This window comes from Cycloclasticus zancles 78-ME (assembly GCF_000442595.1).
Taxonomy (GTDB): Bacteria; Pseudomonadota; Gammaproteobacteria; order Methylococcales; family Cycloclasticaceae; genus Cycloclasticus; species Cycloclasticus pugetii.
The window spans coordinates 2,133,762-2,147,890 of the sequence record NC_021917.1 but is presented as its reverse complement, the minus strand read 5'-3'; the positions used below and the strand labels follow the sequence as shown (position 1 = coordinate 2,147,890).

The window sequence follows — 14,129 nt, the reverse complement described above, 5'->3', positions numbered from 1 at the left end:
AATAAACCCCGCAAATGCGGGGTTTATTTTGTCCGGTATTTTTACGTTACCTTATTATGTGTTATTTTTAATACACTTTGTTTAGTGTTTATTTTTCAAAATACTAATATCATCTGAGTTAATTAAATCAGGAGCTGTCCAACCATTCAGGTCGTATTCCCCTAAACATTTGTCTGCAAAGCCTGTTAATTGCTCGGCTAAGCCAGACATTTTTGCACCACCTAATAGTTGTAAACGAATATCTTCATGGTTGCCCGCGTAGTTGCGCTCGTATAATTCATGGCGTCCACCAAATTCACTGCCAATTGAATCCCATAGTAGTTTTAAAACTTTTACTCGTTCTTCAGCGCTAATGCCATTTGAACCTCGAACAAAACGGTCTAAGAAAGGTTTGATTTCAGGGTTTTTAAAGTCGGCTGCATGAGATGGTAAATATATAAGCGCTGCTCCTAAGTCTTTTTGAATCAAATCTTTAATCATCGGGTATGCCATCGGGGCAAATACTCGATAAGCGCTAGCTGCTTCAGTATTAACTTGCAGAGCCCCATTCTCACCCCAGGGTGAAGGGTTTCTCGCCATCGCATCGGTTAGGCTCCAAAATAAATTTCGCCAAGCGAGGACTTCCCCAATTCGACCTTGAACACCTCTGAATTGATCGGCACCGGTTGTTTCAACAGCTTTCATTAGTAGGCCGGTTATAAAATCGAGTTTAACCGCAAGGCGAGTGCAACCATGGAACAATGCACGCATCATAAACCCAGACCCAAATATAAAGCGGTTAACCACCTCAATATCACGATAAGCAAAGACGTTTTCCCAAGGGACTAATACTTTGTCTAACACAAGAATCGAATCGTTTTCATCCATGCGGCTAGATAATGGGTAGTCGTAAGGAGATCCCATTGCACCAGCAGCATATTCATATGAGGTTCGGCATATGATTTTTAACCCGGGAGAGTTCATGGGTAAGGTGAAAATTACTGCGTAATTGGGGTCTTTAACCGGCACACCGTATAAACCAACAAAATTTTGATGAGTTAAGGCAGAGTTAGTAGCGACTACTTTTGCACCTGAAACAATAATACCTTCGTCGGTTTCTTTTTCTACATGGATGCAGACATCTTCAATTTCAGCGGCACCCTTGTGACGATCGATTGGTGGGTTAACGATAGCGTGGTTCCAGTAAAGCAAATTTTCTTGAGTTTCTTTATACCAGCGACGCGCATTACCTTCGTATTCACCAAAAAACTCTGGCATGGCGCCCATAGAAGCAATAAAACTAGCTTTGTAATCAGGAGCGCGTCCCATCCAGCCGTAACCAATACGTTGCCATTCGGCAATCGCATCGCGTGAAGCGACTAAGTCATCAACAGACTTTGGTGCTTTGAAGAATGGTTGTGTATAGCCACCGCTACCAGTATCGGTGGGTGTTCTTAAAACGCTAGCTTTAGATTCATCGTGCATAGCGTCGTACATACGAGCTGTCATTCTTGCAGAGTTTCTAAAGGCGGGGTGTGTCGTTACATTTTTAACACGTTCTCCAAAGATATAAACCTCCCTACCATCATTTAGGCTTTCGAGGTATTCATCCCCAGTCATGGGTTTTTTTACAGATTTTTTTTGCTTGTTCAACGTCTTCTCCTCTGATTAAATTTTTTTTTTAATACGTTATAAAGCTTGGAATACTATAGCTATAGTAATATAGTTTTATGTCATTAATTAAAGTTATTTGGGTGTCAAGCATTGAGAGTGCTGGTGCTTTTTAAAGCACCAGCTTAAAGAGTATTGTTTGTTATCATCAATAAAAATAAAAAGAGAGGGGAGGAGCGATGGCTGTTGTTTCGCATGATGAATGGATTAGAAGGGCTACCTTAATTGGCAAAAAAGCTGAACCGATGGTGGCAGAGGCTGAAAAAACGGGCTGTTTTTCGCAAGAGTTAAGAAACTATGTGCATCAGAACGAAATGCATAAAGTGCTACGGCCATTGCAATATGGTGGCTCAGGCATGGGTGCCTTTACGTTCTCAGAAATTGTAAGAACGGTTGCTAATTACAATGCATCAGCTGCATGGCTTGTGTACTTTGTTATTTTGCATGAGCAATGGGTTGCCTACTTAGATGAAAAAGGGCGTCAAGAGGTGTATGACAGCAACGGTCTAGTGGGGGATATTTTTATGCCATTAGGTCAAGTTGAATACGTGGATGGCGGTGTGCGTTTAACTGGCCAGTGGTCATTTGGTAGTGGTGTTTTATGGGATGAATGGATGGGTTTGGGTGCTATTGTTGAAGTGCCTGGCGAGGACCCTCAACCCTGTTTGGTGAATGTTAACAAGAAAGATTTTCAGGTAATTGAAGATTGGAACCCGCTGGGTCTTCGTGGTACGGGTAGCCATAGTGTAAAAGTGGACGATGTGTTTGTACCTTGGCATCACGTGTTGCCAGTGTTAAAAGTGAAAAATAAGGCGGAACCAGTAGGTGGGCATTATTCAAACGAGCCGATTTTTAAAGCGCCTTTTATGGCCTTCTTTTGCCTAGGTTTTCCGGCTATATCAACGGGTATTGCACAACGCGTAACTAAAGATTTAAAAACACGCATGAAGGCAAGGCAACGTATTCTGTATAATATGAAAGAGTCTGAATCACCAATTGCACAACGTAATCTTGCTGAAGTGATGGTTAAGCTGGATGCGATTGAAGCGATGAATAAAAAGTATATTGATCAGCTAGAAGAATGGATAGCTGCGGGTACACCTTTGGTTAATGAGGAAGAAAAGAATAAAATGGGGGCATGGCGTTCGCATATAGGAAAAGAGGCCTCAGAGTTAGCCTTCCATGCTATTAATTTATTGGGCGCTTCTGCAACGGGAAGTGGTGACCCTCTTGAAACGGCGGCTCGAGATGCGTTTATGGTGTATATCCACCTAGGGCAAATCTATGAGGATAATATGATGGCTTATGGTCGCACTCAATTTGGTTTGTCAGGGCATCCACTACTGTAGTTAATAATTTTTTTACATTATTGGATGTATAGACCTCACAAACACCGTATTCGATGTTTTAATTATTAAAAAGAGAGTTTTGGATGGAAGTAACGCATAAGGGACAAGTCGTTTATTCTGGCTTTGTCAGCAAGGGTATTATTTTACTTAGAATTGAACTGCTTGAACCTAAGTCGCTCGAATTTAAAGCCGGTCAATATTTGGCGGTCTTATTACCAAATTTGGATAAGGCGTCATATTATTCAATTGCCTCTTCACCGAATAAAAAAGGTGAGGTGGAGCTGTTAGTGAAAGAAGATAAGTTGGGAACAGGTGCAGCTTATTTATATTCACTAAAAGCCGGTGATGTTGTTCAATTACACATGCCAATGGGTGACGCTTATTTACGAGAAGACAGTAAGCGGAATTTGATCTTTGTGGCGGGGGCATCTGGTGCAAGCTATATTCGTTCGATGATTCATTATTTGGATGAAACCGATCAATTAGCTAATCGTGAAGTGCATTATTTTCTAGGTTGTCGTGAAGAGAGTGAATTACTAGAGTCTGATTTTATGCATGCTTTAGCAAAGAAATATAGCGGCTTCCATTATCACCCGGCTTTATCGCACCAAGAAGATTGGGAGGGGCATACGGGCTTAATTACAGAGGTGGTTGATCGACTAACGCCTAATGATTTGTCTGAGTGGCAAGCCTATAGTGCTGGTTCACCTGCAATGGTGAAAGCAGTGGCAGACGAACTGATTGCAAATAAGAATTTAAAGCCGTCAGCATTCTTTTCAGACTTATATACTCCAGAAGTTTAACGACTTGTATTAATGCTTATGACTGATGCAGTGCGTGATGAAGCTCAAAATTTTGTTATCACAATAGAAAACACAGGGGAAAGCTTTAAGTGCCAACCAGATCGACATCTTTTATCTGCAATGTCGAGAATGGGTAAAAAAGGTATCCCGTCGGGTTGTCAGGGAGGGGGTTGTGGTGTTTGTAAAATACAAATAAATTCTGGAGTGTATGACACTAAAAAAATGAGCAGGGCGCATGTATCTGCCGATGAGGAAGCATCTGGCAGTGTCTTGGCGTGTAGAGTGTTCCCCCGCAGCGACCTGAGTTTGAGCGTTATTGGTAAGTTACAAAAAAACATTGTAAAGAAAAGTACTAAAACACCCTGGTCCACATCTTAATGACCTAAAACCGCAATAAATAACCTTGTATAGAAAAGCCCTTATAGATAAGGGCTTTTCTGATTTAAATCAATGCAATATGAGGTATATCTTGCCACCATCAGGTCGGTAATTATTTGCGATTTAAATCAAGAAGAGGAGATATTATGGGTGTCATGAGAATAAGCCATATCAATATCCGTGTTTTGGATATGGAGGCGTCTGTAAAACATTACGTAAATGTAATTGGTATGAAAGTAGTACATACAGATACGGCAGGCAATGTTTATTTGAAATGTTGGGATGAGTGGGATAAATATTCCGTGATTTTGACCGAGGCTGATATAGCAGGAGTGATAAACCTGGGCTATAAAGTAGAAAGCAATGCGGATTTGGATGAGTTTAAAAGGCGCATTACTCAGTACGGTGTTGTGGTAGAGGATATTGCGGAAGGGGGGCTGCCATTTGTTGGCCGCGTATTGAAATTTAATATACCTAGTGGGCATGAAATGTATCTATATGCCGAGAAAGAATATGTTGGTACTGAGGTAGGTGCGGTTAACCCAGAACCCTGGCCGGATGGTTTGCAAGGAGCCGGCGTACATTGGCTAGATCACGCCTTGCTAATGAGTGAGTTCGACCTTGGTAACGGGGTTAATAAGGTTGAAGAAAATACGAGATTCATGATCGATGTTTTAGATTTTTATCTGGTAGAGCAAATCTTGGTTGGGCCTGAAGGCAATGAGCAATTGGCAACATGGTTATCGGTTAGTAATACACCGCATGATATTGCCTTTGTTGGTGGGCCTATTAATGGTTTACATCATCTCGCCTTCTATATGGATAGTTGGGATGATGTGTTAAAGGCCGCCGATGTTATGGGTAAGAATAAAGTGAAAATTGATGTGACGCCACAACGGCATGGGGTAACAAGAGGCTACACAATTTATTTCTTTGATCCATCAGGAAATAGAAACGAAACCTTCGGAGGCTTAGGCTACTTGGCGCAACGCGATAGACCAGTGACGACTTGGACCGAAGACCAGATCGGCAGTGGTATTTTCTACCATACGGGTGTTTTGAATGAAACCTTCACAACAGTATATACATAAGCAAAAACGATATGTGAATCGTTGATTTGTTATATATCTAAAAAAGCCATGCAAGTATCTTGCGTGGCTTTTTTTTATCAATTGAGTAAGTAAAAGTATCATAAATTAAGTGGATGAGAATTCATCATTTGATAAAAAATTCAGCTAATGATGATTAAAAGCAATGCCTAATTTTGCCAAAAAAGTGAAGAAACGTTGTATTTAAGTAGCTGGCATAAAGCTTGCTCTAACAAGATATTAAGGTGATAAAAAAAATAAACAATATATCTGGAATAGAAGGTCAACGATACGTTCGCGTGACTAAAGTGGTTAATGAGAAGTACGTTGAGTTTGAGTTTGCTATTGATGATCCAACGATCAACGTTGAGCTGGTTTTACCGTTCGAGCATTTTAAAACGTTTTGTGAAATGAATGCAGCGACTCATCTTACGCCTGAGCAAGAGGCGGCAGTCGAATACGATAAGCTCAAATGGCGATTTGGCGTGCCGGGGTTTGAGGATGGCATATGAGAAGAGAACGGTCAGCAGAATGTTTTTCTGCTTGAGTCAATAAGGTAAATATAAATTTAGGAGGCGCATGAATGAGTATTGAAATATCAGCAAAATCCATACAGCCTATACGGCTGGCTTATGGGAATTTGCAAGAACGGTTTGGTAATAAAAAACCAGCTTCACGTTATCAAGAAGCAGTTTATGACGTTCAGCCAACGACCAATTTTCAATTCCGTCCTCTTTGGGATAAGAACCACAATATCTATGATAAAAATCGTACGGCTATTGTTATGGAAGATTGGTATAGCTTTGCTGATCCGCGCCAATATTATTACGGTACATATACTATAACTCGGGCTAAACAACAAGAAGTAGCAGAGCATAACTTTGCGTTTGTTGACAAGCGTGATTTGTTTGATTCAGTACCAGAAGCGATTAAGCAACAAGTGCGCGATATTTTAATACCGCTTCGTCATGTTGAATGGGCTGCAAACATGAACAATTGTCAAATTACGGATGAATGTTTTGGTTCTAATTTCAGTTCTGTGGCTATGTTTAACGCGATGGATCGTTTGGGAATGGCGCAATATGTCACCCGCATCGGGCTGTTAATAGATAAAAATGAAGAGACCAGTATTGATACAGCAAAAGTTGCGTGGATGGAGGCGCCTCAATGGCAAGGGTTGCGTCACGCGATAGAAGATATGTTTGTTTTAGATGATTGGTTTGAATTAATGGTTGCGCAAAACGTTGTATTGGATGGCTTGGTTTTCCCGCTTATTTACAATCGTTTTGAGAAAAAAATAACCAGTGAAGGTGGCGCAACTGTTGCGATGCTAACTGAATTTATGGACGATTGGTACGCTGAAACCGTACGTTGGACGAATGTGCTAGCTAAGATAACGGTTAAAGAATCAGATGCTAATAAAGCCCTAATTTCTAAATGGGTTGATAAATGGGCAACACGATTAACAACGGCTATTGAACCTATTGCTATAGAGGCTTTTGGTGCTGAGGGAGTTAGCGAATTATCAGAGGTTAAGCAAGAACTATTAACACGGCTTGGTAAACAAGGCGTGATGGTCTAAGTGGGAGATGATGGAGATGTCAGATAAAAAAAACACAGTGTTTTTAATTCTTCAAGATAATGAAGATGCGCGCCCAATTATTGAGGCGGTCGAATTAGATAACCCTAAGGCGAATATCCAGCATCAACCAGGTATGGTTCGAATGGAAGGTGCTGGGAAACTCGTTGTTAATCGAGAGACAGTTGAGGAGCAAATAGGGCGTGACTGGGATGTTCAAGAGCTACATTTAAACCTTGTTTCATTAGCAGGCAATGTTGATGAAGATGAGGATAAATTTGAATTGAGCTGGCACTAATCGCCAATTAAAAGAGGAGGCTAATATGCCGTCAAAAAAACTAAATTTGCGCAAACGTTACGAATTATTAACACGAGGTATGGGGTGGGAAACAACGCATCAAAAAATGGATGACGTGTTTCCGTATGACACGTTTGAGGGGATTAAAATTACTGATTGGGATAAGTGGGAAGACCCCTTCCGTTTAACGATGGATGCATACTGGAAATTTCAAGCGGAAAAAGAAAAAAAACTTTATGCCGTCATTGATAGTTTTGCACAAAATAATGGTCAAACTAATTTAGCCGATGCCAGTTATTTAAGCGCGATTAAATTATTTATTACTGGTGTGACGCCGATAGAGTATGCAGCGCATAGAGGGTTTGCTCACTTAGGCCGTCATTTCCGTGGTGATGGTGCGCGTATTGCCTGTCAGATGCAGGCGATTGATGAATTACGGCATCAGCAAACACAAGTGCATACCATCAGTCATTATAATAAGCATTTTGATGGGTTACACGACCCGTTTCACCAATTTGATAGAGTGTGGTATTTATCTGTACCTAAGGCTTTTTCAGAAGACGCGTTAAGTGCTGGGCCTTTTGAATTTATTACGTCGATTTCCTTCGCATTTGAATACGTATTGACCAACTTGTTATTCGTGCCATTTATGTCCGGTGCTGCCTATAACGGAGATATGGCGACAGTGACATTTGGTTTTTCAGCGCAGTCAGATGAATCTCGTCATATGACGCTTGGATTAGAAATTATTAAATTTATGCTTGAGCAGCATGAAGATAACTTGCCGATTGTTCAACGATGGATGGATAAGCATTTTTGGCGCGCATATCGCTTATTAGCGCTGGTGGCAGCTATGCAAGACTATATGTTAACGAATAGCCCGATGTCTTGGAAAGAAGCGTGGGATGTGTATTTTGTTGAAAATGGTGGCGCTTTATTTGAAGATTTATCGCGTTATGGATTAAGAATGCCTAAATACCATGAGTTGGCTACGGCAGAAGCAGAGCATATTAGCCATCAAGTATGGTCAGTCTTTTGTTCGTTAGGTAATGCAACAGGTTTTCATACTTTTTTACCAACTGCAGAGAAGATGGCTTGGTTATCTGAAAAGTACCCCGATACGTTTGATAAATATTATCGACCACGATTTGAATACTGGGCTAAACAACAAGCTGAAGGTACATTTGAGTTTCAAAAAGGCTTGCCGCAGTTATGCCAAGTATGCCAAGTGCCTATGGTTTTTACCGAGGTTCAAACAGACCCTATGCAAATTAGTTATCGTGTTACCGAACATGGTGGCGATAAATATCATTTCTGCTCAGATGGCTGTAAAGATATTTTTGAGTATGAACCTGAGAAATATGTGCAAGCTTGGTTACCAGTACATCAAATTTATCAAGGCAATTGCGGTGGAGCAACAATTCCTGAAGTATTGCAGTGGTATAAGTTTACACCAGAAGATGTGGGGAACTATATTGGTTCAAGGGATCATGCGCGTTGGCAAGAATGGAAGGGTGGGAGCGAGGCTATGGTAAATAAAACTGGGTCTGGCGCTTAAAAAAAATTGGGAGAGTAAAATGGCTGTATTAGCAAAAGACGGTTATGTCGATATAGTAAGAGATAAAATTGAGAACTTTCATGGCAACCAGTTAGTGTATGTTGGTTGGGATGACCATTTGCTGTTTTCAGCAGCTCAAGCTTTTTCAGTACCCCCTGAACTGACTTTCAACGCGTTAATGTCTGAAGTGATGTTATCAGTATTTAATGATCACCCAGACTTTGAAAAAATTGATTGGTCAACTGTTAAGTGGGTGTTAGATGGAGCCGTTTTTATACCGAATATTGAAAAATCCTTGAAAGAAAACGGCGTGGGCCATAAGTCTTTGATTAGGTTTAAAACACCAGGGCTGATGGGTGTCAATGGAACAAGGTTATAAACGATGACTTACGAAGTGACCATTGAGCCTTTAGGCGTTACGGTTGAGGTTGATGAGGATCAGACTATTTTAGACGCGGCGCTTAGGCAAGGTGTTTATTTGCCTCATGCTTGTGGTCATGGTTTATGCGGCACGTGTAAAGTGGATGTGTTGGAAGGTGACGTTGAGATTGGGGATGAGGCATCACCATTCGCATTGATGGATTTTGAACGCGATGATAAGTGTCTAACGTGCTGTTCAAGGCCAGAATCAGATTTGGTGATAGAGGCCGATGTAGAAGAAGAGCCGGATGCGGCTAATATTCCGGTTCGTGACTTTGCTGGTAAGGTTGTCAAACTTGAAAAATTGACGCCAAGAATTATGGGTGTTTTTATAGAAATTGAAGACGATGAGCTGGTGTTCCAATCAGGTCAATATGCAAATTTGTATATTCCGGGTTTGAATACGCCTCGACCGTTTTCTATGGCGCAATCACCCAACGAAAAAACAATACTAGAATTTGATGTGGCTTTAATTCCTGGTGGAGAAGGTACAACGTGGATACATAATGAAATGCAGGTGGGCGACACATTGAGATTGTCTGCTCCGTATGGGCACTTCTTCTTAAGGAAGTCTGATGACAAACCAACGGTGTTTTTTGGTGGAGGCTCTGGTTTAGCGAGTCCAAAATCAATGGTGCTTGATTTGTTGGAGTCTGGGGATACACGTAAAATTATCTTATATCAAGGGGCCAGAAACCTTGAGGAATTATATTATAAAGGTTTGTTTGAGGAGCTCGATACTAAACATGATAATTTTACCTATGTTCCAGGCTTGTCAGGGCCGGGTATTGAACCTGAGTGGGATGGCCCAACCGGTTTTATTCATGAGGTTGCTAGAGAACATATGGGAGGGAAGTTTGAAGGGTATCGTGCTTATATGTGTGGCCCCCCGTTGATGATTGATGCATGTATTACCATGTTAATGCGTGCTCGTTTGTTTGAAAAAGATATGTTTATGGAAAAATTCTATAACGCGGCAGATGCTGGTGCCGATAACAAAAAAAGCCCCTTGTTCAAGAACATTTAAGTAAAAATATAAGTACCTTTATTTGCTAAGGTACGCCACCGAGGTTTGATCTAGTAGTTAAGTCAGTTGTATTTGCTGAAAGGTGTGCTTAGGGGAAAGCTCATAACAAGCTGGGGATGCAAATTCTGAGAATCAAGAGAGCAGTTCTTTTGCACAATAACGGGTAGCTAGCCATGTGCAGATAGTATTAGAAGTTTTCAACAATATTATATTAAATGTAATTGGGCTTTTACAAAAAAATTGTATCGCGTTAAAGTGTGCCAATAGCATTTATAGTATAGTGCAACGCAATTTTTAAAAATTAAATATAGAAAGGAGAGCTAACCATGGCAATGACCGGTATTTTACGTCCAGGACATACCCAGCTAAGAGTGTTGGATATGGAAGAATCACTAAACCATTATTGTGAAAATATTGGTTTGATAGAAACTGACCGAGATGATCAGGGTCGTGTCTATCTTAAATGTTGGGATGAGCAAGATAAGTTTTCGCTAGTATTGGAGCCTTCAGATCGCTCAGGTATGGACCACATGGCGTTTAAAGTCGCAACAGAGCAAGATTTGTGGCGTTATGAGTCTAATGTTAAAAGCTTTGGTATTGAAACAAAAAGAATTCCTGCTGGCGAATTAAAGGGCTGTGGTGAACGGGTTCGCTTTGTCGCGCCTGCTGGTCATACCTTTGATTTATATGCTGAAAAAGAACAAGTGGGTAACGGTCTTCCAACCACTAACCCTGCTCCTTGGCCAAGAGGTTTGAAAGGAATGGAGCCCATTCGTTTTGATCATTGTTTATTGTATGGTAATAATTTTGAAGAAAACTTTAAATTTTTTACCGAAGCATTAGATTTTCAATTAACCGAGCAAATAGTTGATGGTGAAACTCAACTGGCAGCATTTTTAACGTGTAGCACTAAGGCGCATGATGTTGCCTTTATCCGTTCTGAAAAATCAGGTCAATTACATCATGCTTCATTTTTACTAAGTTCTTGGGAAGGCGTATTAAAAGCAGGTGATATTATTTCGATGGAAGATATTCCATTGGAAACTGGCCCAACACGACATGGTTTAACTCGAGGACAAACGATCTATTTCTTTGATCCATCGGGTAACCGTAACGAAGTATTCGCTGAAGATAGCTACGTGTATCCCGATAGCCCTGTCTTAACATGGACAGCAGATAATATTGGTCAGGCTATTTTCTATCACTCTCGTCAATTGGTTGAGAGTTTTATGGGCGTTACGTCTTAGTGTTATGTCTAGCAGTATTGTAACTAAAAATATTTCCACCGAAGCAGCTTTTACTGCGGTGCAAGCTGCAGTCGAAAAAGCAAAAGAAATTGGCATTAACATTTGTGTGTCGGTTGTGGATCGCGGGGCGTCAGAAATGGCATTTTTGCGTATGAATAAGTCGTTTCTACCCTCCATGACAATTGCTAAGGATAAAGCGTACACAGCTGCAGGCTTTGGGTTTCCTACAATGCAGTGGGGTGAAGTGCTTCAAGGTAAGACCCAGTTGCAAGCGGGCATAGCTGGGCGACCGAATGTAGTGACTTTTGGTGGCGGTTTGCCAATTTTTGAAGGTGAAGACGTTATAGGTGCGATTGGTGTCTCAGGTGGTTCAGAAGAAGAAGATATTCTTTGCGCGCAAGCTGGCGTAGATGCGATTGATTATGTCTTGGTTTAATTACATTATTATTTAGTAAAGGTTCTAAAAAAATATGAGAGAAATAAAAGGGTTTATTAATGGTGAGTTTGTTGGTTCTGGTGGTTTTGGTGAAATATATTCACCAGCAACAGGAGAACTGGTCTGCCAATATCACAAAACTAGCATAGAGCAAGTTGGCGAAGCAGTAGATGCTGCCCGCATAGCATTAAAAGGGCCTTGGGCTGGTTACTCTATCCAAGATCGTGTGGATATTTTATATAAAATTGCCGACGGTATTAATGCGCGCTTTGATGAATTTTTAGAGGCTGAGTGTTTAGATACGGGTAAGCCTTATTCCTTAGCGAGTCATATTGATATTCCCCGAGGCGCTGCTAATTTTAAAATTTTTGCAGATACGATTAAAAATGTTGGGGATGAAGCTTTTCACATGCCGACACCAGACGGTACAGGCGCGCTAAACTATACAGTTCATAAGCCTAAAGGTGTGATTGGTGTTATTGGTCCTTGGAACTTACCTTTGTTATTGATGACATGGAAAATTGCTCCCGCGTTAGCATGTGGTAATACAGTCATTGTAAAGCCTTCTGAAGAAACACAATTAACATCCACTTTATTGGGTGAGGTAATGAACGAGGCAGGGGTGCCAAAAGGCGTTTATAACGTTATTCTAGGCAAAGGTCGTGAAGTGGGTGAAGCCTTGATTACGAACCCAGGCCTAGATGCGATTACTTTCACAGGCTCAACAGCAACGGGTGAGCGCATTGCGGCTGCGGCTTCGGTAGGTGTTCGCGATTCATCGCTAGAACTCGGTGGAAAAAATGCGGGCATTGTTTTTGCTGACTGTGACATGGATAAAGCGATTGAAGGAACGTTACGCTCGGCATTTGCTAACTGTGGGCAGGTTTGCCTCGGAACAGAGCGAGTATATGTTGAACGACCAATTTTTGACGAGTTTGTACAACGTTTAAAAGAAGGCGCTGAAGCGCTTAAATTAGGTCGACCTGAAGACCCCGAAACCAATATGGGGCCATTAATTAGTAAATCACACCGTGAAAAAGTATTGAGCTACTATCAAGCGGCAGTGGATGAAGGCGCAACAGTCGTAACAGGTGGTGGTATTCCTGACATGCCTGAAGACTTAGCTGGTGGTTATTGGATAGAGCCAACTATCTGGACAGGGTTGCCAGAAACAGCTAAGGTTGTGCAAGAAGAAATCTTCGGCCCGTGCACACACATCACACCATTTGATACAGAAGCAGAAGCCATCGAGTTAGCAAACGATACTCCTTATGGTCTAGCTTCATCTGTTTGGACAGAAAATGTTACTCGCGCACACCGAGTTGCCGCTCAAATGGAAACGGGTATTTGCTGGGTTAATAGCTGGTTCCTAAGAGATTTACGTACACCTTTCGGTGGTGCAAAGCAATCTGGAACAGGCCGTGAAGGTGGTCATTATTCATTGGAGTTCTATTCAGAGCTGACCAATATTTGTGTAAAACTATAAGGAATAAAAATGGATCAAGATAAAATAATTCAATACGGCGATGAGCTGTATGAGGCGCTTATTACGCAACAAACAATTGCGCCGATTACCGAGCGTTCACCAGAGGTGACGATTGAAGATGCCTATAAAATTCAACATCAAATGATTCAACGTCGTCTTGACGCGGGTGAAAAAGTTGTCGGTAAAAAAGTAGGTTGTACCAGCAAAGTTGTGATGGATATGCTTGGTGTAAACCAGCCTGATTTTGGTTACCTATTGAGTGACATGGTGATGTCAGAAGGACAGGATATTCCTATCTCTGAAAAAATGATTCAACCGAAAGCAGAAGGCGAGATAGCGTTCGTTCTAAAAAAAGACTTGTGTGGACCAGGCTTAACCAATGCAGATATTTTGGCGGCGACAGAAGCAGTAATGCCTTGTTTCGAAATTGTTGACTCACGAATCACGGATTGGAAAATTAAAATTCAAGATACAGTAGCTGACAATGCATCATGTGGTTATCTTGTATTAGGTGGAACGGCCGTTGACCCACGCAAAGTAGATTTAAGCGTATGTGGTTTAACACTCGAAAAAAATGGCGAATTAATGCACACAGGTGCAGGAGCAGCAGCACTTGGTTCACCTGTTAATGCAATGACTTGGTTAGCTAATACGATGGGTGCCTTAGGCGTAACATTAAAAGCCGGTGAAGTTATTTTATCAGGCGCATTATGCATGATGGTTGATGCTAAAGCAGGCGATTCTATGCGAGTTAGTGTAGGCGGCATTGGTTCAGCATCTGTTCGCTTTGTTTAAGCGTAAAATTTTAGG

General features: G+C 41.3%; 15 protein-coding genes. 14 read left to right on the top strand and 1 reads right to left on the bottom strand.

Features of this window, described 5'->3' with window-relative positions:
* Positions 1-81 precede the first annotated feature (81 nt).
* Positions 82-1,632: a 4-hydroxyphenylacetate 3-hydroxylase N-terminal domain-containing protein gene (locus tag CYCME_RS10300; RefSeq protein WP_020932969.1), complete on the bottom strand. Its 1,551-nt coding sequence runs from the start codon at positions 1,630-1,632 to the stop codon at positions 82-84.
* A 197-nt stretch (positions 1,633-1,829) separates the two neighbouring features.
* Here CYCME_RS10300 and CYCME_RS10295 point away from each other — a divergent pair, with 197 nt between their 5' ends.
* The 14 genes from CYCME_RS10295 to dmpE all read left to right on the top strand — a co-directional run bounded on the left by CYCME_RS10295 (position 1,830) and on the right by dmpE (position 14,114).
* Positions 1,830-2,999 (top strand): acyl-CoA dehydrogenase, encoded by a 1,170-nt coding sequence (locus CYCME_RS10295; protein WP_020932968.1) that lies wholly within the window; start codon positions 1,830-1,832, stop codon positions 2,997-2,999.
* A gap of 83 nt (positions 3,000-3,082) precedes the next feature.
* Complete coding sequence (locus tag CYCME_RS10290; RefSeq protein WP_020932967.1) at positions 3,083-3,802, top strand: FAD-binding oxidoreductase; 720 nt, start codon at positions 3,083-3,085, stop codon at positions 3,800-3,802.
* 12 nt (positions 3,803-3,814) lie between these two features.
* Positions 3,815-4,180, top strand: coding sequence for a 2Fe-2S iron-sulfur cluster-binding protein (locus CYCME_RS10285; protein WP_041932962.1), 366 nt, complete (start codon positions 3,815-3,817; stop codon positions 4,178-4,180).
* Between the two features lie 146 nt (positions 4,181-4,326).
* Positions 4,327-5,271 carry a catechol 2,3-dioxygenase gene (locus CYCME_RS10280; RefSeq protein WP_020161849.1) on the top strand — a complete coding sequence of 315 codons (945 nt, stop codon included), beginning with the start codon at positions 4,327-4,329 and terminating at the stop codon, positions 5,269-5,271.
* Between the two features lie 242 nt (positions 5,272-5,513).
* Positions 5,514-5,780, top strand: a complete 267-nt coding sequence (locus tag CYCME_RS10275; RefSeq protein ID WP_020932965.1) for a Phenol hydrolase assembly protein — start codon at positions 5,514-5,516, stop codon at positions 5,778-5,780.
* Between the two features lie 71 nt (positions 5,781-5,851).
* Complete coding sequence (locus CYCME_RS10270) at positions 5,852-6,850, top strand: aromatic/alkene monooxygenase hydroxylase subunit beta (protein WP_020932964.1); 999 nt, start codon at positions 5,852-5,854, stop codon at positions 6,848-6,850.
* Between the two features lie 16 nt (positions 6,851-6,866).
* Positions 6,867-7,145 carry an MmoB/DmpM family protein gene (locus tag CYCME_RS10265; protein ID WP_020932963.1) on the top strand — a complete coding sequence of 93 codons (279 nt, stop codon included), beginning with the start codon at positions 6,867-6,869 and terminating at the stop codon, positions 7,143-7,145.
* Between the two features lie 25 nt (positions 7,146-7,170).
* On the top strand, positions 7,171-8,703 hold the full coding sequence (locus tag CYCME_RS10260) for an aromatic/alkene/methane monooxygenase hydroxylase/oxygenase subunit alpha (protein WP_020932962.1): 1,533 nt from the start codon (positions 7,171-7,173) through the stop codon (positions 8,701-8,703).
* 19 nt (positions 8,704-8,722) lie between these two features.
* Complete coding sequence (locus tag CYCME_RS10255) at positions 8,723-9,082, top strand: phenol hydroxylase subunit P4 (RefSeq protein ID WP_020932961.1); 360 nt, start codon at positions 8,723-8,725, stop codon at positions 9,080-9,082.
* Positions 9,083-9,085: 3 nt separating this feature from the next.
* Complete coding sequence (locus CYCME_RS10250) at positions 9,086-10,150, top strand: NADH:ubiquinone reductase (Na(+)-transporting) subunit F (protein ID WP_020932960.1); 1,065 nt, start codon at positions 9,086-9,088, stop codon at positions 10,148-10,150.
* A 326-nt stretch (positions 10,151-10,476) separates the two neighbouring features.
* Positions 10,477-11,397, top strand: coding sequence for a catechol 2,3-dioxygenase (locus CYCME_RS10245; RefSeq protein WP_020932959.1), 921 nt, complete (start codon positions 10,477-10,479; stop codon positions 11,395-11,397).
* Positions 11,398-11,401: 4 nt separating this feature from the next.
* Positions 11,402-11,833, top strand: a complete 432-nt coding sequence (locus CYCME_RS10240; protein ID WP_015005316.1) for a GlcG/HbpS family heme-binding protein — start codon at positions 11,402-11,404, stop codon at positions 11,831-11,833.
* Between the two features lie 34 nt (positions 11,834-11,867).
* A complete protein-coding gene (locus CYCME_RS10235) occupies positions 11,868-13,319 on the top strand; it encodes a 2-hydroxymuconic semialdehyde dehydrogenase (protein WP_016389827.1) in 1,452 nt (483 codons plus the stop codon).
* A 9-nt stretch (positions 13,320-13,328) separates the two neighbouring features.
* Positions 13,329-14,114: a 2-oxopent-4-enoate hydratase gene (gene dmpE, locus CYCME_RS10230; protein ID WP_015005318.1), complete on the top strand. Its 786-nt coding sequence runs from the start codon at positions 13,329-13,331 to the stop codon at positions 14,112-14,114.
* Positions 14,115-14,129: the final 15 nt, after the last annotated feature.

Excerpts from the sequence above, each read along its gene's own strand:
- CYCME_RS10265 (WP_020932963.1), top strand. The coding sequence starts at position 6,867 with ATGTCAGATAAAAAAAACACAGTGTTTTTAATTCTTCAAGATAATGAA.
- CYCME_RS10285 (WP_041932962.1), top strand. The coding sequence starts at position 3,815 with ATGCTTATGACTGATGCAGTGCGTGATGAAGCTCAAAATTTTGTTATC.
- CYCME_RS10245 (WP_020932959.1), top strand. The coding sequence starts at position 10,477 with ATGGCAATGACCGGTATTTTACGTCCAGGACATACCCAGCTAAGAGTG.
- dmpE (WP_015005318.1), top strand. The coding sequence starts at position 13,329 with ATGGATCAAGATAAAATAATTCAATACGGCGATGAGCTGTATGAGGCG.
- CYCME_RS10270 (WP_020932964.1), top strand. The coding sequence starts at position 5,852 with ATGAGTATTGAAATATCAGCAAAATCCATACAGCCTATACGGCTGGCT.
- CYCME_RS10280 (WP_020161849.1), top strand. The coding sequence starts at position 4,327 with ATGGGTGTCATGAGAATAAGCCATATCAATATCCGTGTTTTGGATATG.
- CYCME_RS10250 (WP_020932960.1), top strand. The coding sequence starts at position 9,086 with ATGACTTACGAAGTGACCATTGAGCCTTTAGGCGTTACGGTTGAGGTT.
- CYCME_RS10235 (WP_016389827.1), top strand. The coding sequence starts at position 11,868 with ATGAGAGAAATAAAAGGGTTTATTAATGGTGAGTTTGTTGGTTCTGGT.
- CYCME_RS10260 (WP_020932962.1), top strand. The coding sequence starts at position 7,171 with ATGCCGTCAAAAAAACTAAATTTGCGCAAACGTTACGAATTATTAACA.
- CYCME_RS10255 (WP_020932961.1), top strand. The coding sequence starts at position 8,723 with ATGGCTGTATTAGCAAAAGACGGTTATGTCGATATAGTAAGAGATAAA.
- CYCME_RS10290 (WP_020932967.1), top strand. The coding sequence starts at position 3,083 with ATGGAAGTAACGCATAAGGGACAAGTCGTTTATTCTGGCTTTGTCAGC.
- CYCME_RS10240 (WP_015005316.1), top strand. The coding sequence starts at position 11,402 with ATGTCTAGCAGTATTGTAACTAAAAATATTTCCACCGAAGCAGCTTTT.
- CYCME_RS10295 (WP_020932968.1), top strand. The coding sequence starts at position 1,830 with ATGGCTGTTGTTTCGCATGATGAATGGATTAGAAGGGCTACCTTAATT.